Source organism: Microbacterium rhizomatis (assembly GCF_008710745.1).
Taxonomy (GTDB): Bacteria; Actinomycetota; Actinomycetes; order Actinomycetales; family Microbacteriaceae; genus Microbacterium; species Microbacterium rhizomatis.
In genome coordinates, this window is the sequence record NZ_VYSA01000004.1 from 1 (window position 1) to 18,132 (window position 18,132).

The following is an 18,132-nucleotide window of genomic DNA, read 5'->3' on the forward strand; positions in this document are numbered from 1 at the left end:
GAGCACTGTGCGGTCCAGGTGTCGCCAATCACCAACGACCAAGACGACCAAAGCGCTGCCGAACCCGTGTGTTTCGCGACCGAGGCCGAGGTCACGGAGTACCTCGATTCCCTCGGCATTGGCGACGGAGCTGCACGCGGCGCGGCGGCCAGCGTGATCGTCGGAACCGTCTATAAGGACTACAACGCGGGGGGCGCCAGCCTCACGTTCTGGGGCACGAGTGGGTGCGCGGGAGTGACGTTCGGGTTCTCGAGCCTCGCTTCGGGGTGGGATAACAGCATCAGTTCCGTCCGCGGATCGAATGGCTGCTGGGTCACTCTGTACACCGCGACCAGCTACGGCGGAAGTCGCCTGAACTGCACGCCATACTGCGCGTCAATCGGGTCCTGGAACGACAACGTGAAATCACTGGTGTTCCGTCCGACCGGGACGTTCGGATGATGCCTATTCCTCCAGCGAGGCCATACCCAATGACTGGCACGCTGTCGGCTTCTCGCTAGGAACAACGGCCGCGGTCCCATCGCGCATGACACACACCTGCAACGGGGGCACCGACCCTGGACGCTGGGTCGGCGCGGTGGGATCGACGGTCGAACTGAGCACCCCTTGCTCCCACATCTCGGCACACAGAGCGATCGCATCATGCACCCGACCAGCACCACCGCCATCCGCGATCGTCGCTGACGAACCGGGGTATGCGCCGTTCGCCCCGCGCGTGGTAGAGCTGAGGCAGTGAACGATGGTCTTGTCTGTGACAGGTCCGGACCCGAGCAGGACCGCAGCGCCGGTGGCCGCGACACCGACAGTGAGCAGCCCCACACTCCCCCAGATTGCAAAGCGTTGGCGGAGGCGACGTCGCTGGATAGCAGGTTCATTCTGGATGCGTGCTGACAGGAGCTCGCGCATTGCCTGCGTCCGCTCGCTCGACATTTCGGGCTCGGCGGGTGTCATGACAACCTCCCCTCGTTCGGGTCACTCGCAGTGATTGGCTCTATGGATATGTCCGGTCCCCCCAGTTTGGTTCTCAGCTGACGGCGGGCCCGATGCAACCGAGACTTCACGGTCCCCACCGGAACATCCAGTGCGGCCGCTGCGGCGGCAAGGGGAAGTTCTTCCACCAGGCACAGTTCAACCACAGCACGATCACCTGGAGAGAGTGACGCGATCGCCTGCGTCAGCGCTTCCGTGCGCTCGTGGTTGTCGAGTCGTTCATCGACATCGGCGGCGTGATCGGTCTGTTCAAGGGTCGGCGGTAGCTGGGCGATCATGCGCGCATACCTCCGTTGTGCCCGAGAGAGATTGAAGCTCACACGAGTGGTCACCGCGAGCAACCAGGGCAGGAGCGATCCATCTACGATGCGGACACGCTTCCGAAGCCGCCACGCTTCAAAGAACACAATGGCCACCGCTTCCTCCGCCTGACCAACGTCGCCAGTCCGCCGATAAGCCGCACGGAAGACGCGCACGCGGTAGCGATCAAAGAGCACGACGAACGCGCGATCCGTTCCCGACACCGCCTCAAGCCACAGGGCGGCATCCGACTCATCCTCGTACATCGCCCCACCCCCTCCATCAAGCCTATGAATTCCGGTCGTTGTATCCGACCACAAGGCTCCCGTGGACCCTCAACGCTGTGCGTGTCCAGCTGCACTCCACCCGTCGCCGCCTAACAATGCGGTGTTGCGCGTGAAATCTCCGAATGTCAGCGCCGGGCCGCACGCCGGAACCGATAGGTGAGCACGCCGGCGGTGACCGCGAATGCCGTCGCCGCAAGCCCAGCCGGCACCAGCAGATACGGCACGACGACGAGCACGGAGCGCCCCAGGAAGCTCTCTACGGGGACAAGGCTGGCGAGGGTGCAGATGAAGCTCACGAGAGCCAGAACGGTCCACTGGCGGCCGCTGTAACGCAGTACACGCACGCCAGCCCCGTCGTGCCACCACAGCCGTAGAGGCTCGGGGATCTTCACGGCGTTCTCCTGTCGCTTCGTGGCCCCATTGTCGCGCACAGCGACGCCCCGGCCGGGAGAGAGCGCGGCCAGGGGCGTGCTGAGTATGTGGGTTCAGTCCTCGCGCGGGGGCGGGCCATCGGCGGCCGCGATCAGGTGCGGGAGGAGGCGCTGCAAGACCAGTCGAGAGTGATACAGCTCCCCCAGGGTGTAGTCCGCGAGCGTCGCGTGATCGTGCTCGTCCAGGTGCGATACGGGGTCAGCGATGAACAGCAGTGACCCGCGGACCGCCTCGACGCGCTCGGAGACGGTGAGGAGGTCCCAGTCTTCGCGCATGGCGTGTAGGTGCCAGTTCACTGGCTGCGTGGGCGGCTCGGGGCCACGCAGCAGGCGATCGCCTTTCCGGGCGACCGATAGCGGCCCGTGGCTGGCATACGTCAGCGCGTCATCGTCGTTCACAGCTCGCCGAACCACCGCCCGACCGCGTTCGCGGAGTGGGCGGCCCGTTGGAGTTCGGCGGTGACGGTTCCCGTCGCTCCATCGCCCCGGTGGTCCTCGCCGGCGTCGTGTTGGCGGTCGACGACGTGTGCGTGCCAGGCCGCGAGTTGTCTGCAAGGTGTTGTTCCCCGTGAGCTTGTGAACACGGGGAACCAGCGCCGTCGATTCCGGGTCTGTCCCATGGGCGGTCTTTCTGGGCCGGCGGTCATTTGGTTGATGCGTGCTTCGAAGGCGATTGCGAACCCGTCAATGGTATGAGGCGCCTAGGGCGACGCGCCCTAGGTGGTGGGGAGAGTTTCTGCGTCGTCGAGGAGGAGTTTCAGGCCCCGTTCGAAGGCTTCGTCGATCCGCGCTCGGGCTGTGGGCCATGCTGCGGCTGCCAGCGCGAGCGGGTGTGTTTGGTCCTCCACACTGCCGGTCGGGGTGGGTGACGCGTGGGCTAGTCCCAGGCCGATGGCGTAGCTGTCGAGCATTTCCACGACGACCGCGATGTCGCGGGGAGCAAACCCGACGCTTTCCATCCGCTCGGCAAGGCTGCCGTAGGCATCCAGGACGGCGTGGGACGTGATGGGTGTTCTCACGAACAGCTCTGCCAGTCGGGGCCGGGCGGCGTATAGCCCGTAGAGGCGACGGAACATGTCTTCGGCTTGCTCCCGCCACCCCGGGTATTCCGCCGGGAGCCGCACGCCTTCGCTCAGTGCGTCGCGAACGAGGTTGACGACGTCGTCTTTGCTGGAGACGTGGTGATAGAGCGATGGTGCGGACACACCGAGGTGGCGGGCGATCGCTCGCATGCTCGGCTCTTCGTCCCAGTCCAGGAGGTCCAACGCCGCGCGCGCGATCACCGCGGTCGATAGCGGCGGGTGCGGCGGCCGGGCCATGCGCCTCCCTCTCGTTCTGGGACGCCCTGATCGTAGCGAAGTGTGTAACCGGTCTTGTTGCCAACCTCCGGAACTCTGGTGTATATCTGACGTCAACACATTCGCCCTAACACCGTTAGTCCAGTGTTCGGGGCGGTCCTGACGGGTGAGGAGATCCGATGACCGATCATTCCGATGAACCACAGCCGCCCGCTCCCTCGAAGGGCATCAGTCGGCGCACACTGCTCGTGGGTGGGAGTGTGGGTGTCGTCGTCGTGGGTGGGGCGGTCGCGGCCGGCATATCGTTCTCCCGCGGCACGCCGCCGCTGGCGGTGGCCAAGACGATGATCGTGAACGGGGCGGTGTGGACGGGCGACCTGACGCGGACGGCTGAGGCGGTCGCGATCGGGCGAGACGGCGTGATCCTTGGAGTCGGCTCGAATGAGGATATCGGACGATTCAAAGGAGCTGGCACCGAGATCATTGACGCGGAGGGCGGCACGGTGATGCCCGGAATTCATGATGCGCACCAACATCCGCTCAGTGGCGCCGAGGGCGCGGCCTACCCCTCGCTAGGTGATGAGAGCGTCACTGTCGCCGAGTTGCAGGAACGACTACGCGGGTTCCTCGCGTCCACGCCTGATATGGAACCAGACGGATGGCTGGTGGTCGTGGACTGGAACCCTGCAGGTCTCACAGACGCGATTGCGCATCGCGACTTCCTAGACGTGCTTGAGACGAACAGGCCGATCTTCCTCGCCGGGTCCGATTTTCACAACGGGTGGGCGAACTCCGCCGCCCTAGCAGCCGCGGGTGTGACCTCCACCACCCCGGACCCAGAAGGTGGCGTGATCGTCAGAGACGCGAACGGCCCGACCGGGCTGCTCAAAGATGCCGCGCTCTGGGCCGTGCGCGGCGCCGCGCCCGAACTGACCGACAAGCAGAAGCAAGACGCCTATCGGGCCGGCTTCCAGCTCGCGGCATCCCTGGGCATCACATCCTTCATGGACGCGGCCGGCGGGCGGGAAAGTGTGGAGACGTTCCAGGACCTTCGTGGGCGGGGGATCGTGCATCAGCGCGTGAGCGTTGCCCAGACCATCGATGCGGACACCGCCACAGACCCAGAGGGTGCACTCGCCCAGATCGAGGACGCCCGAGCCGCCGTCATCAAAGACTCCGGAGTGAGTGTGCGGACCGCGAAAGTCTTCCTCGACGGCGTCGCCGAATTCCCCGCCCAAACCGCCGCAATGCTCGATCCCTACCTTGATGGCGACGGTAGCCCAACGGACCACTACGGCGAACAGTATGTGTCCACCGACGACTTCACGAAACTCGCGACGACACTGGACGCCGCCGGCTGGCAAATCCACACCCACAGCATCGGTGACGCGGCCGTGCGCACCAGCCTCGACGGGTTCCAGGCGGCACGAAAAAACAACGGGAAGAGGGACAACCGCCACACCATCACCCACATCCAGTTCTGCACCGAATCCGACTACCCCCGTTTCGCCGAACTGGAGGTGATCGCGAACATGCAGCTGCAATGGGCGACACCGTCGGCTTTCACCCTTGATTCCCTCCAGCCCTACATCGCACCCCACAGCTACGCACGCCAGTACCCGGCAGGCGCCCTGCATCGGGCAGGAGCACGCCTATCCGGCGGCTCGGACTGGCCCGTGGACCGGCTCAACCCCTGGAACCAAGTACGCACCGCCGTCGACAGAACCGGCTCCACCTCCGAAACCGGAGGACCACTGAACGCGTCCGAGAGCATCGATCTGGCCACCTCCCTCACCATGCACACCGAAGGTGCCGCCTACCAGCTCTTCCAAGACGGGCTCACCGGCCGCATCGAGCCCGGGCTCGCGGCAGACATCGTCATCCTCAACCACAACCTCCTCACTTCTCCCATAGCCTCCGTGAGCGATACCACCGTCAACTACACCCTCATCAACGGGAAAGTCATCCACGACCCATCGCGCCGCCAATAACGAGAACGAACCCCTGACGCGACCCACCACGCCACACCAGCGCAAGCCCCAGCGGTGAGCTAGGCACGACCACCCGCAATGCACCGTCGATACGGTGAACACATGACATCGAAAGGCGCCGAGGTGAGGATCACAGCTTCTTTCCTGCAGGGCACATTCAATTCTCGCGGCCTCGGCGGGTTCGGGACAGTAGACGGTGGCGTGCTGGCATCCGGGGTCCTGTACCGGTCAGACGCGCTCTCGGGCTTGACCGGCCAGGGGCTTCAAGCGCTGGCTGATCACCGCATCGGGACAGTCATTGATCTTCGCACCGAGGCCGAAAGAGCCAGAGCAGCAGACCGGCTGCCCTGTGATGGCAGCGTGCGGCTCGTTCCCCTGCCCGTGCAGGGTGGGGCCATGGATGAGTTGGTACAGAAGTTGCTCCCCGCTGGCGAGCACGCTGCGTTGTCCGAGGAGGAGATCGCGGGGATCGTGGAGCAGGTTCCCACGCTGGAGGAACTGTACGTCGCGATCCTTGGCAGCAGTGCAACCGAATTCGCCGACATCGCGCGCACCGTGGTGGCCGCCTCCGGCTCCGAGCGGCCAGGCGTCCTGCTCCACTGCACGGCCGGCAAGGACCGGACCGGTCTGGCAGCAGCGATACTGCTGCTTGTTGCGAACGTGCCGCGGAATGTCATCGTTGAGGACTACGTCCGGACCGGCAGGAACCTCGCTGGCACCATCGCGGAAGCGCTCATCTCACTGATCACGACCCTCGGCGTCCCCCTCACCCCGCGGTTGAGAGCCCTGGCGACCGAGTCCCCCGCGTCTGCGATCGAAGCAGCAATGGACTGGATCACATCAGAACACGGCGACGCCGCAGGCTACCTGCGAACGGGAGGCATGACCACTGCGGAGATCAAGAAGCTCACCCAGACGCTCCGTGCCACGTAGGAGTGCACCGACCCTCGCCGCGCCTAACGAGGAAGCACGATGCCCGACCGAGTGGCTACGTCCGCGACCTGGACCGGGGGCAACTACTTCGTCCGATGCCTCCGCAGGAGAAGTCTCAGTTGCCCGCGGGTGCGGGGAGGGTCAGGTTTAGGCGAAACCCCGTGGTGTCGTGCCTGGTGGTGAGGGTGCCGCCGAGAAGTTCGGCCCGCTCGCGCAGTCCCGTGATGCCCACACCGGCGGATGGTAGCGAGGAGGGCGCGGTGCGAGCGGGGCCGGAGTAGATCTGGACGCGGATGCCCTGGTCGATGTGTGCGGTGATCTCGACGGGCGCGTCGGGTGCGTGTTTGCGCGCGTTGGTGAGGGCCTCTTGGATAGTCCGATAGATCGTGCGTTGCACGTTGGGTGGAAGGTCGTCCGGGAGCTGGATGTTGGCCACAGCGGCGATGCCCGACGTGCCGATGAGGTGAGCGATCTCGCTGAGACCCGGCGGTGGGGTAAGCCCGGCGTCGGTCCCGCCAGCACGGCGCAGCACCCCGACCATGGTGCGGAGTTCCTCGAGCGTCGCCACACACAACGTCCGAATCGTGCGGGCCGTCCTCCGGGCGTCGGGGTCGGGGGCGTTCACCTGGAGCGCTCCGGCTTGAATCGCGATGAGGCTGATCTGGTGCGACACGACGTCGTGCATCTCGCGGGCGAGGTTCACGCGTTCACGGGCGAGTGCCTGTTCGGCGGCGAGGCGGCGTTCCTCGTCCTGGGCAACGTGGAGTTGCTGGATGCGGTCGGATAGTTCCACGCGGGTGGCGGTGAGAAGACCCAGTGCGGTCGGTCCGACCACGAATAGAAGGCCGTAGATCACCGTCAACGTGGTGTCCTCGAGCGTGGTCGGTATGTCGACGAAGACGACGTAGCCGAGGAGCGCGCCAATGACACCAGCAATCATTGGCATCCGAGCGCGGGTGTATGCGGCGACGGAATAGAGCGCGATCATCACCGCGACCAGCCCGGAGCCGAGGAACAGTCCCGGGAGCGCCAGCAGCAGCGACAGGTACGGCAGGTGCCGCCGGAAGACCAGACCGGCCGCGGCAACGATCGACAGACCCGTCGCCACAGGGGTCGCCTGGTACAGGCCAAGGAGGGCGTCAGCCAGCGCGACCCCGATCAGCACGCCGTCTACCGCGACCCGCGTGGCGGGCCATGCCCAACCGGACGCGCGGGGCCATCTCCTCATAGGTCGCTGTCGTGCCGGAGCAGGCCCGCCCGCTCGGCCATGAGCGCCGCCTGGACACGGGTGGTCACGTTCAGTTTGGTCAGGATCGCGCTCACATGATCTTTGATAGTCCCCAGGCTCAGATGCGTTGACACACCGATCTCGCTGTTGGACAGGCCCGCGGCCAGCAGCCGCAGCACCGCAGTCTCCCGGGGAGTCAGGGAGCCGGTCGCAGCGAGAAGCGTCGGATCAAGGGGCGGGTTCGGGCTGCTCGACAAGAGCGCGTTTGTGGCGCTGGGCACGAGCACCACCCCACCGGCTGCCGCGGCCCGCACATACTGCGGGAGCTGCTCGGGGTCGGTGTCTTTCAACAGGAACCCCGCTGCGCCCTGCCGCAGGGCGGTCTCGACGTGCTCGTCCGTGTCGAAGGTGGTGAGGATAACGATCCTTGTGTCCACCCCACGGTCGGTCAGTGTGCGCATGACAGTGAGCCCATCGACCTCGGGCATCCGAATATCCAGCAATACCACGTCGGGGCGGGTGCGCTCGATAAGTTTGACCGCCTCCCGCCCATCGGCAGCACCCAGTATTCGCATGTCCTCGGCGGCCTGCAGGATCAGGGTCAGCCCCTGCCTGACCAACGCCTCATCATCTATTACTACGACGGTGATCGGCGCGGCGGCGGCGTGTCCCTCCATAAAACCAAGGCTAACCGTGGCCTCCGCCCGCTTCTCTTTTCGTGCCCAAGTTCCCGTCAGGTGGATGGTGACTTCTAGCCACCTGCCGGATGGCGGCCCGCCGGATGCGTGCGCATCGTGGAAGGGAACGAGCGGAGCGCGCCTGATGACACACCCAGTGACCACCCACGTCGACCACCAGCAACCCCGCACAGGCGTGGTGGCACGGCCTCGCATCACCGGCATCGACCTGGCCCGGGGTCTGGCAATGTTTGGGATGCTCGCTGCCCATGTCGGCCCCGCCAGCGACGACGGGACCCCCATCGGAGCGCTGATGGGCGCCGCGCACGGTCGCTCATCTATCCTCTTCGCCACACTCGCGGGCATTTCCCTCGCATTGATGTCCGGCGGCCCGACCCCACCACCTAAGGCAGGTATGCGGAAAGCTCGGGGCCGGATCGCTACCCGCGCGATCATCATCCTCACCCTGGGAACCGTCATCGTCACGCTCGGGACACCTGTATCGGTGATCCTCGCCTACTACGGGCTGTTCTTCCTCCTCGCCCTTCCCTTCCTGCGGCTACGTCCACGCAGCCTTCTCATCCTCGCCGGAAGCATCACCGTCATCGGCCCGGTCGTATCGCTGCTCCTGCAATCATCAGAACCCGTCAACACCGCTCTCGATCGGATCGACCAGGTCGATCCGATCGCTCTCCTCTCCGGTGAGGGCTTCACTGAGCTGTTGCTGACGGGGGCGTACCCCGCACTGACCTGGATGCCGTTCCTCTTCGTCGGCCTCGCCCTCGGCCGCACCGGAGTGGCGCGCCTGCGAAAGCTTCCCGTGGCGCTCACCGGGCTCGCACTGATGGTCATCGGCTACCTCGGTTCCTTGCTCGCCCTGCGAATCGTTCCGAATGCTGATGCTGCGTACAACGACAGCATGTTCGATCCAAGGAACCTCGGGGTCGTGCCGTTGGACTGGACCTGGTTACTCGGAGCGGACGAGCACACGGGCACTCCGTTCGAGATCGTCGGCGGCATTGGTACCGCCCTGGTCGTGATCGCCGCCACACTCTGGCTCGCGGCACGCTTCCCCCGTGCCACCTGGCCCATCGCCGCCGTCGGCACCATGTCACTCACCGTCTACACCGGCCACGTCGTGGCTATCAACCTCCTCGGGTTGAGCGCACTCCCCGGCGAACCCCTCTGGATACTGGTGGCATTCATCACTGCCGCGATTGCCTTCGCCACCATTTGGCTTCGATTCTTCCGCCGCGGCCCCCTAGAAACCCTCATGCACACTGCAGCAACCCGCACATCGTCGACCCGCTAAGCACCCAACGACGTGAGAAGAAGACCTCCAACAGCCGTGGCACCCCTCCAACCGGCAGTCGTTTCATCATCAGACGCCACTCGTAGGTTTGTGCTCGCCGACTCCCGGCGGGGAAGCGGCGCCGCGATATTCGGCGGAGAGCAACGCTCGCCTGACCACCAGACGTTGAGGACATCAAACTCGTGGTGGAGGAGCTACACATCGCATCATGAACCGGGTGGCTCGCAATCCAAGACGGAATACATCCAGTCTTCAATCTGTGCGAGGGCAGGCCAGTTCAGCTTGTGGACGGTGCTCTGACGAACTCGGGTGGCGATCACGAGGCCAGCCGTTCGAAGAATTGCGAGATGCCGCGATGCCGCAAATCGTGACAGGCCAGCTCTGACCGCGAGTGTTGATATCGACAACTCGTCAGGTCCCGGGCCCGCCTCTGCGCGTGCAAGCTCGTCGATCAGCGCAAGCCGCCCATCGTTCGACAGCGCCGCGAAGATTCGCGGCAGGCTCCGAGGCAGGTTCGGCTCCTGAGTGTCGGTGATGACGGCATCGGAACCCTGCCTCTGCTCGGCAGCTGCCCTCAAAATCATCTGGTGTTCAATGTCAACCATTCGTCATCGCTCAGCCTCCCCCGCACGCTCACCTTCACGTGTGGTGCACACATTGAAGCCGCCATCCAAGCTACGCGAAACCAACCAAAGTGGGTGCTCGGTCAGCAGTCTTCCCGAGCGGCGGTCAAGATCCGCCGCCGGGAACTCCTCGAAATGTCCTCCGATACGCGGCGGGAGACACACCAAGGGCTGCGTGGAAGTGCTCTCTCAATGAGGTGCCACCAACGAAACCCACCTTGTGGGCGATTTCTTCGACGCTGAGATCCGTGCCCTCAAGGAGCTCTCGCGCCCGGTCGATGCGCTGCACAGCCACCCACCGGCCGGGGCTGGTGCCGACTTCTTCTTCGAATCGACGCGACAGCGTGCGTGGGCTCATGTGTGCGTGCGCAGCAAGCCGCGCAAGCGTCAACGTGTCCTGCAGGTTCGCGCGCGCCCATTCGCGGGTATCGCCCGTACCGCGCCCTACCGCGACGGGAACGGGTCGCTCGATGTACTGCGCCTGACCGCCGTCTCGCCAGGGCGGGGTGACGCACATCCGCGCGGCATGATTGGCCAATTCGCTACCATGATCGGTCCGGATCAGATGCAGGCACAGGTCCACGCCGGAAGCCGCACCAGCGGATGTGACGATGTCCCCGTCATCCACAAACAGAACATCCGGGTTCAGATCCACCGCCGGGTACCACGATCGGAAGACGTCCGCGGCCGCCCAGTGCGTGGTGGCCGGCCGCCCGTCGAGCAATCCCGCCGCGGCGAGCACGAACGCCCCCGTGCAGATGGATACCAGTCGGGTGCCCGGGGAAACGGACTTGAGCGCGCTCGCGGCCTTCGCGAGAGCATCTGCACCAATGACCAGGGAGTCGAATCCGGGGACGATGACCGTGTCGGCGTTCCGGAGGGCCTCCGGACCTCGCTGCACAGAGATCGAGAAGTCCGAATTGGTCTGCACGGGTTCACCGTCGGCACTGCACGTGACCACCTCGTACAGACCGTTCGCCGCTCCCAGTACACGTGCGGGGATGCCCAGGTCGAACGGATACACCCCGTCGGGCGCGAGGACGACAACACGATGAGGACGAACCATGACTAGATCCCGTCGATAGCTGGCAATCAAGTCAGCCTACCAAGTGCGGGCACGCGATGACGATGGAGACATGACTGAGATCTCCACCATGAAAGCCATTCGTCAGGACGCACTGGGAGCACCAGAAGTGCTCCGGGAAGTCCGGTTACCCAAACCCGAACCGCGACTGGGTGAAATTCTTGTCGCGGTGCATGCGGCCGGACTGAACCCGACGGACTGGGTGAACCGATCTCAGGTCCTGACGATCGACAGGTTGCCGCTGGTTCTGGGCTGGGATGTGTCAGGCGTGGTGGATTCCGTCGGGGTCGGGGTGACACTCTTCAAGCCCGGCGACGAGGTCTTCGGGATGCTGCCCTACCCCGAGGGCGTGGGCTCGCACGCCGAATTCGTCGCCGGGCCCTCTCATGCTTTCGTGCACAAGCCGGACGGTTTGGATCATGTGCACGCCGCGGCTCTCCCCCTGGCCGGACTCACCGCCTACCAGGCCCTTGTCGAGACAGCAGGTGTCACAGCGGGGCAGCGAGTAGTGATCCACGCCGCGGCAGGTGGCGTTGGCCATCTGGCTGTGCAGATCGCGAAGGCGCGCGGAGCCTACGTGATCGGCGCGGCCAGCGCATCCAAGCACGACTTCGTCCGATCCCTCGGCGCCGACGAAGTGGTCGAGTATCGCGACGGCGAATTCAGCGCCGCCGTAGCGGACGTAGACGTGGTGCTCGACTCCATCTCCGTCGACGCGGCCAGTCGGGGCGGTTCTCTCCGCGCTCTGCGGAGGGGAGGGACGCTCGTGTCGATCCGTCCCGCCGAGTTGGAGGCGGATGAGCGGGATGAGATCGCCGCACGTGGCATCCGGTACGAGTCGCTCATCGTGGCATCCGATCAGGCGGGGATGCGGGCGATCGCAGACCTCGTGGACGCCGGCGAGCTCCGTCCCCGCATCTTCGCAAGCTTCCCGCTCTCCGAAGCGGCCCGAGCCCACGCGCTGGGCGAAGCCCGCACGACGCTCGGCAAGATCGTGCTGACGGTTCACGAAACACGCAAGGCCCATGTGGCAGCAGACGTTCTGCGTGCGGTGTTCGAAGCCGACGGCGACACTGCGATCGTGGACACTCTCGTTCGTCCGGACTACATCCAGCACAACCCGCTCGCCCCTGATGGCCCCGAAGCAATGAAGGCGTTCGGAGGTATCTGGAAAGCTCAGTATCCGAAGGCGGTGTACCTCAACAAGCGAGCGATCACCGGCGGAGACATGGCCGTCCTCCACACGCACGTGATCACCGCCCCGGGGACGCCCGGCCTAGCGGTGTTCGACATCTTCCGTTTCCAGGATGGCAAGATCGCTGAGCATTGGGACATCCTCCAGCCGGTAGACAACGACGACCCGGCGGCCGTGTTCGCGACCCTAAGCGAACCACGTACGGACAACCCGGGTCAGCGGTGGTTCACCTCGCAGCACGAGAGGGTCATCACCGACTACGTCGCGCGTGTTCTCGTCGGCAAGAACCTTGCCGAGATCGGCGAATTCGTCAGCAACGAGTACCACGAGCATGGCCTCCATATCCCGCAAACCGGGAACACCCTGGAGACCGATCTGCGCACCTACTTCGCGCAGCACCCTCAGGGGCAGATCACCCCGAAACGCGTTATCGCGGAAGGTGACCTCGTCGCTGTTCACAGTCATTACCAGCACGCACCGGATGACCGTGGGTGGTCTGTCGTGGACCTGTTCCGAGTGCGCGACCTGAAGATCGTCGAGCACTGGAGCGCCGCGCAGGAGGTGCCAGAGAGCGCCGCGAACGACAACACCATGTTCTAGCCCACCCCACCGATACCTGCAGACCACGCTTCAAGGAGAACCGACCATGTCACAACTCAGCCACACCGTCTTCGTCACACCGCCCATCCCGCAGCACACGGGAACACTGAATCTGCCCAACGGCGACCCGATTGCGTGGTCTCCGCTATCGACGACCCTGATCTACGGCGACCATGACGCCGTCCTGGTCGATCCGCCGTTCACCACGGCAACTGTCCGCGACCTTCTCGCCGAGCTAGAACTCCTGGGCCGGAGGATCACCGACGTGTACATCACACATGGACACGGAGATCATTGGTTCGGCACTTCGGAAGTTCTGCGACGGTTCCCGGAGGCACGGGTGCGCGCCACCGCAGGCACCCGTGCACACATGACCAGCCCCGGACTCGCGGAGGCACGCGCGTCGTTCTGGGACGCACTGTTCCCCGGAGAGATCCCCAACTCCGATGTCGGGGTGGATGTCGTCGGCGACAGCGGTTTCACCGTCGAGGGCCATGATCTACTGCCGGTGGAGGTCGGCCACTCCGACAGCGACGACACCACGGTGCTCTGGGTACCGGAGCTGCGGTTGGCAGTTGCGGGCGACGTCGTCTACAACGGCGTGCATCTATCGCTCGGAGAATCCGCAAACGGCGGGCGGGACGCGTGGCGAAACGCGCTCACCGCGGTGACGGCACTGAACCCGGCCGTCGTGGTCGCCGGACACAAGAACCCGGCAAACCCCGACTCCCCCAGCCACATCGACGCGACCCGACGCTACCTGGATGACGTTGATGAGCAACTGGCCGCGGCGAGCTCCCCGCTGGAGTACTACGAATCGATGCTTCGGCTCCACGGCGCCCGGCTGAACCCGGGCGTGCTGTGGGTCGGCGCGAACGCGCTTCTCGGCGGCGACGCGGGCTGACCCCCGTGGCACCCGGAGACGCACAAACGAGCGGGCATTCCGACCTGCATGCGGGCCTTAGCGTTCGCGTGTCGACGGGCGTCCTAACGCGTCACCGCTGCCAGCACCAGCGCAGACGTTCTGTCGATGGCCGAGTTGATCTGGGACGGGTCGTGGACGACCATCTGAACACCCGCCTCCACGAGCCCGCTCAGTAAGACAACGTCAGTGGCCGGAGCCAGGTCTGCACGGAATTCTCCTGCCTCCATCCCCTCACTCAGCACCTGCGCGATCCTTTCCTGAATCTGAACGAGAGGCAAGGTAACGGGATTGGATCGGTCGGATCTCTTACTCGCGTACTGGTACAGCACGAATGCTCGATGCGCGTCGCGAGCGAAAGAGCTGAGAAGCAGACCGATAACATCGTGCAGTTTGCGTGAGGCGGACATGTCTGGCTGATCAGACACCGCGTGGACAGCTGCCTGGAGCTCTTCGCTCGCGCGCGTGGTCACTGCCAGCAGCAAGGCCACCTTGTCGGGTGCGTAGTTATAGATGGTGTTACGCGCGATCCCGGCCTCGGCAGCGATCTCACCGAACGTGATTTCGTCGAACGCACGCGTGGCCAACAACAGATCAAATGCTCGACCCAACGCATCCCATGTGCGCGCATTGTGCTCGCTGAGCGTCCGCGCTCCGATTCTCGGCATTCCCTGAGTATCCCGGATCAATCGGCTGATACGAAGCTTTTGCGACACCTTGTCGCATAGTTTCGAGGTGTCAAGTGGAGGAGACGAACATGAATACAGCGTTGGTTGTCGGTCTGGGCATCTCGGGTATGGCGACAGCTATCGCCCTTCAGGATGCGGGATGGGATCCCGTGATCATCGAGCGCAGCCCCGAGAGGCGGGTGGGAGGTTACTTCATTGGGTTGTTTCCCGAGGGCCGGCAGGCCGCTCAGGACCTGGGCGTGCTGGAGCACATGCAGTTGCGAACGCCCGTAGCGAGTCGGGCTTGGGAGCTCCAAAAGCATGGCGACCGGATCCGCAGTACAGGTTTTCTCGACCAGCCGGGAAAACCGGACGCCGTTCTTCGGGGCGACATTGAATCGGCGTTGTGGGCGCGGGTGGAGGGCAACATTCCCGTCCGGTTCTCGACGACCCCAGATTCCTTGTCGCACGGGTTTGACTGCGTCCGCGTAGTCCTCAGGAACACCACGGCCAATCTGACCACGAGCGAGGAGTTCGATCTGGTCATCGGGGCGGACGGCGTACGGTCCACCGTGCGGGAGATGGCCTTCGGTGCCCACTCCCGCTACATGCGCTCGATGGACGCGATTATCTGCGCGTTTCAGCTTCAGGAACAACTCCCCCACTTCGCTGCCGAGGATGCGATCGTCCTTGCCGAGCCGAGACGCTCCATGTGGATCTTCCCCTTTGACGATCGTCCACCCACCGCGCTGTTGACCTACCGTACGACCGACGTTGACGCGCAGTTTTCGGCGCCGCCCAAGGAAATCCTGCGGGAACGATATGCAGGGATGTCCGGCGACGGAGCGGTGGAGTTGGTGCTCCGCCAACTCGACGATGCACCCGACTTCCTGTTCGATTCCGTCCATCAGGTCCGGATGCCCCAGTGGCGGAACCGACGCACGATGGTTATCGGCGACGCTGCGTGGTGCCTGTCGCTGTACTCCGGCATGGGTGCGAGTAGCGCTCTCGTGGCTGCCGCAGCGCTGCGCAAACCCCTCACAGATGCGCTAGCGGCCAGACGTCCGAACGCGTTCGAGGACGCACTGGACGGGTGGGAACAGCAGCTCCGGCCCAGCGTGAAGAAGTGGCGAAAAGCCGCCCACATCAAAGCGGAAGTGTTCGTGCCCAGCAACGCCGCCCTCTCACACGTGAGGCGGCGCATTCTCCGGTCGGCCGGCCGGAAAGTAGCAGATTCACGAGCAGCTTAGTCGCGGCCAACCACGACTCCGGCGGGAGTGTTCGAAGTCCCCTCGTCGACCGCGCCAGGTCGCCCGCTACTGTACGGACCAACCTCCGTCAGAGGCGAGGACCGCGCCGTTGATGTTCACGCTGTCGCCGGACAGCAGGAACGTGATCGACGCGGCGAGATGCTCCGCCGTGGCAATCGAGGGAATCTGGCTCTGGAACGGCTGGAGGCGCTGGAGACCGAAGTCGGAGACATCTGCCGGCATGGGGATGCCGGTGGCCACGCCTCCGGGCGCGACGGCATTGACACGGATTCCGAGGGGTCCGTACATGAATGCCGCTGATCGGGTGAGGCCGACGATGGCGTGCTTGGAGACGGTATAGGCGTTGCCGGATGCGTTTCCGCGCAGCCCAGCCTCTGAGGCGACGTTGACGATCACGCCTCGGTGTTGGGCTATCATCGCGGGCAGGACAGCGCGAGTGAGCTTGAACGCACCGGTGACGTTGACATTCATCACCCGATCCCACAGGGCATCGGTTGTCTCATGCAGCGGTGAAAAGTTGTCGTTGATCCCGGCGACGTTGGCGAGCGCATCGATGCGTTCACCTGCCGCCGCAATGATTGCGTCGATACTGTCCTGCTGGGTGATGTCACCGGCGACCGTGACAATGCCGTAACCGGGCAGAGATTCTTCCAGCTGTGTCAGCTTTTCCGTTGAGACGTCGACTGCGATCACTCGGCCTCCCTCGCGGGCGACGCGGGAGGCAGTGGCTCGCCCAATTCCGGACGCCGCGCCGGTGACGATGACCGTCTGGTCGTCGAAGCGGTGCGCCGTGATGGATTCCGTCCATCCTGTTGCGACCTCCTCGTCGGGCATCTGACCGCCGTTGGCCTGCAACACCAGGTCGTCCACGACGGACTGCGGCATCTGCCCCTGGCTGAGCGCGACCAACTGCTGCAAGGGAAGACCCCGAAGGGGCGCGAGGACGGCCTCGTCGATGCCGCTCGCGGACAACAACGCTCGGATGAGTGAACTTCCCCGCGGGTCGTCGAGCCATCCACCGATTGGGGTGCTCGCAGTCAACGGCTGATGAGCGTTCATGTGAAGAATCCTTTGTTCGGAGGAATGGTTAGGAAAGGTGCGGGGCGGGTACTGCACTGTTCGCGGCAGCGCAGCTTCCAAGCCATGCCAGGCTCGGCTTAGGTGTGCGTTGGAATGTCTTCCGGTCCACCGCGACCAGCCCGAACGTGGGTCCCCAGTGGCCCCACTCATAGTTGTCCAGGAGACTCCAATGCAGGTAGCCGCGCACGTCGACTCCGTCACCGATCGCTTGATCAAGATGGCTCAACGCGTCCGAGGTGTAAGCGATGCGGCGGGAGTCGTCGGCGGTGGCGATGCCGTTCTCGGTGACAAGGATGGGCAGTCCGGTGCGCCCCCAGGTGTGACGGACGGCGATACTGAGCGCGTCGGGGCGATACGCGGTTCCAACGAGCGTGTTGTCGGGGTGCGGCGGGTGTGGGACGACGCCGTCCTGGTCGACCTGCTGAGATGAGTACGCCTGCACGCCGATGAAGTCATCACCGGCCGTCGCGTTCAGGTAGAAATCTTCCCAGTCGTAGCGCACCTCCTCCAGGCGTGTCTCACCTCCCGGGGCGGCAGTGAAGGCCTGGTTCGCCACCGTCCAGCCCACTCGGGCATTAGTACGGGAGCGGAGGACATCCCGCGCAGCATGATGTGCCTCGATGAGAGGCAGCGCGAACCTGCGGTCCGGGGTCGGCAAAGCGGCCGGGCGATCCTCCCCCGGAGGTTCTCCCTCGACGGTGGGGCTCTGCCACTGGCCGATCTGACCTGTTCGGAAGGCCTCTTCCATCATGATCATCATCGCCAGCATGTTCGGCTCGTTGATCGTCGCCACCCACGGGACATCTTCCAAGATGTCACTGACCGTCTGGACGTAGTGGACGAACCGATCCACGGCGTCCGGGGCGGTCCACCCGCCCTGCTCGGCGAACCATCGTGGGCTGCTGAAGTGGTGCAGGGTGACGACTGGGGTCAGTCCGAGCTCGAGGGCGGTGTCGATCATGTCGCGGTAGTGGGCGAGTTCGGCGTGGGATGTCTGGCCGGCTCTTGGCTCGACTCGGGCCCATTCGATCCCGAACCGGTACGCGTTCAGGCCCGCATCCGCCAGAAGAGTCATGTCTTCGCGGTACCGGTGGTAGCTGTCCACTGCCTTGCCGCTGGGCTCCATCCCGGGGATGAGACCCTCGCGAGCCCACCAGTCGCTGTGGACGTTGTCACCCTCCGTCTGGTGCGGGGAAGTGGAGGCTCCCCAGAGGAAGTTCGCGGGAAAGTTGGACACAGCTG

Annotated in this window: 18 protein-coding genes; 7 read left to right on the top strand and 11 right to left on the bottom strand. The window is 64.7% G+C overall.

The window, feature by feature from the left end; genetic code table 11:
• Positions 1 to 441: hypothetical protein (locus F6B43_RS15905; RefSeq protein ID WP_211368177.1), on the top strand; the 441-nt coding region annotated here is incomplete at its 5' end.
• Positions 442 to 947: 506 nt separating this feature from the next.
• Here F6B43_RS15905 and F6B43_RS15910 read toward each other — a convergent pair.
• The 4 genes from F6B43_RS15910 to F6B43_RS15930 form a co-directional block, all read right to left on the bottom strand.
• Positions 948 to 1,556 carry an RNA polymerase sigma factor gene (locus F6B43_RS15910; protein ID WP_150449992.1) on the bottom strand — a complete coding sequence of 203 codons (609 nt, stop codon included), beginning with the start codon at positions 1,554 to 1,556 and terminating at the stop codon, positions 948 to 950.
• A 146-nt stretch (positions 1,557 to 1,702) separates the two neighbouring features.
• A complete protein-coding gene (locus F6B43_RS15915; protein WP_150449993.1) occupies positions 1,703 to 1,969 on the bottom strand; it encodes a hypothetical protein in 267 nt (88 codons plus the stop codon).
• Positions 1,970 to 2,062: 93 nt separating this feature from the next.
• Positions 2,063 to 2,407 carry a hypothetical protein gene (locus tag F6B43_RS15920; protein ID WP_150449994.1) on the bottom strand — a complete coding sequence of 115 codons (345 nt, stop codon included), beginning with the start codon at positions 2,405 to 2,407 and terminating at the stop codon, positions 2,063 to 2,065.
• Between the two features lie 317 nt (positions 2,408 to 2,724).
• Positions 2,725 to 3,327, bottom strand: a complete 603-nt coding sequence (locus F6B43_RS15930) for a TetR/AcrR family transcriptional regulator (protein WP_150449996.1) — start codon at positions 3,325 to 3,327, stop codon at positions 2,725 to 2,727.
• Between the two features lie 158 nt (positions 3,328 to 3,485).
• On the opposite strand from F6B43_RS15930, the gene F6B43_RS15935 reads away from it, so the two are divergent.
• Positions 3,486 to 5,297 carry an amidohydrolase gene (locus tag F6B43_RS15935; RefSeq protein WP_150449997.1) on the top strand — a complete coding sequence of 604 codons (1,812 nt, stop codon included), beginning with the start codon at positions 3,486 to 3,488 and terminating at the stop codon, positions 5,295 to 5,297.
• Positions 5,298 to 5,399: 102 nt separating this feature from the next.
• Complete coding sequence (locus F6B43_RS15940; RefSeq protein ID WP_150449998.1) at positions 5,400 to 6,230, top strand: tyrosine-protein phosphatase; 831 nt, start codon at positions 5,400 to 5,402, stop codon at positions 6,228 to 6,230.
• Between the two features lie 115 nt (positions 6,231 to 6,345).
• On the opposite strand, the gene F6B43_RS15945 is transcribed toward F6B43_RS15940, so the two are convergent.
• Positions 6,346 to 7,458 carry a sensor histidine kinase gene (locus F6B43_RS15945; protein ID WP_150449999.1) on the bottom strand — a complete coding sequence of 371 codons (1,113 nt, stop codon included), beginning with the start codon at positions 7,456 to 7,458 and terminating at the stop codon, positions 6,346 to 6,348.
• Complete coding sequence (locus F6B43_RS15950; RefSeq protein ID WP_150450000.1) at positions 7,455 to 8,135, bottom strand: response regulator; 681 nt, start codon at positions 8,133 to 8,135, stop codon at positions 7,455 to 7,457. The genes F6B43_RS15945 and F6B43_RS15950 overlap by 4 nt, the downstream gene beginning before the upstream one ends.
• Positions 8,136 to 8,280: 145 nt before the next feature.
• Between F6B43_RS15950 and F6B43_RS15955 the strand changes: the two genes are divergently transcribed.
• Positions 8,281 to 9,447 (top strand): DUF418 domain-containing protein, encoded by a 1,167-nt coding sequence (locus F6B43_RS15955; RefSeq protein WP_170285690.1) that lies wholly within the window; start codon positions 8,281 to 8,283, stop codon positions 9,445 to 9,447.
• A 206-nt stretch (positions 9,448 to 9,653) separates the two neighbouring features.
• Here F6B43_RS15955 and F6B43_RS15960 read toward each other — a convergent pair whose 3' ends face one another.
• Both F6B43_RS15960 and F6B43_RS15965 read right to left on the bottom strand, forming a co-directional pair.
• The gene (locus F6B43_RS15960) at positions 9,654 to 10,052 is read right to left on the bottom strand and encodes an ArsR/SmtB family transcription factor (RefSeq protein WP_150450002.1); all 399 of its coding nucleotides are present in this window, start codon (positions 10,050 to 10,052) and stop codon (positions 9,654 to 9,656) included.
• Between the two features lie 124 nt (positions 10,053 to 10,176).
• The gene (locus F6B43_RS15965) at positions 10,177 to 11,136 is read right to left on the bottom strand and encodes a GlxA family transcriptional regulator (RefSeq protein ID WP_150450003.1); all 960 of its coding nucleotides are present in this window, start codon (positions 11,134 to 11,136) and stop codon (positions 10,177 to 10,179) included.
• A 70-nt stretch (positions 11,137 to 11,206) separates the two neighbouring features.
• Between F6B43_RS15965 and F6B43_RS15970 the strand changes: the two genes are divergently transcribed.
• Positions 11,207 to 12,949, top strand: a complete 1,743-nt coding sequence (locus tag F6B43_RS15970) for a zinc-binding dehydrogenase (protein ID WP_150450004.1) — start codon at positions 11,207 to 11,209, stop codon at positions 12,947 to 12,949.
• A 46-nt stretch (positions 12,950 to 12,995) separates the two neighbouring features.
• Complete coding sequence (locus F6B43_RS15975) at positions 12,996 to 13,853, top strand: MBL fold metallo-hydrolase (RefSeq protein WP_150450005.1); 858 nt, start codon at positions 12,996 to 12,998, stop codon at positions 13,851 to 13,853.
• Between the two features lie 83 nt (positions 13,854 to 13,936).
• On the opposite strand, the gene F6B43_RS15980 is transcribed toward F6B43_RS15975, so the two are convergent.
• Positions 13,937 to 14,539 (bottom strand): TetR/AcrR family transcriptional regulator, encoded by a 603-nt coding sequence (locus F6B43_RS15980; RefSeq protein WP_150450006.1) that lies wholly within the window; start codon positions 14,537 to 14,539, stop codon positions 13,937 to 13,939.
• 89 nt (positions 14,540 to 14,628) lie between these two features.
• Here F6B43_RS15980 and F6B43_RS15985 point away from each other — a divergent pair, with 89 nt between their 5' ends.
• The gene (locus F6B43_RS15985; RefSeq protein WP_150450007.1) at positions 14,629 to 15,789 is read left to right on the top strand and encodes an FAD-dependent monooxygenase; all 1,161 of its coding nucleotides are present in this window, start codon (positions 14,629 to 14,631) and stop codon (positions 15,787 to 15,789) included.
• 66 nt (positions 15,790 to 15,855) lie between these two features.
• On the opposite strand, the gene F6B43_RS15990 is transcribed toward F6B43_RS15985, so the two are convergent.
• Together F6B43_RS15990 and F6B43_RS15995 are read right to left on the bottom strand one after the other, a co-directional pair.
• On the bottom strand, positions 15,856 to 16,869 hold the full coding sequence (locus F6B43_RS15990) for an SDR family oxidoreductase (RefSeq protein ID WP_150450008.1): 1,014 nt from the start codon (positions 16,867 to 16,869) through the stop codon (positions 15,856 to 15,858).
• A 28-nt stretch (positions 16,870 to 16,897) separates the two neighbouring features.
• Positions 16,898 to 18,127 carry a glycoside hydrolase family 1 protein gene (locus tag F6B43_RS15995; protein ID WP_150450009.1) on the bottom strand — a complete coding sequence of 410 codons (1,230 nt, stop codon included), beginning with the start codon at positions 18,125 to 18,127 and terminating at the stop codon, positions 16,898 to 16,900.
• Positions 18,128 to 18,132 lie beyond the last annotated feature (5 nt).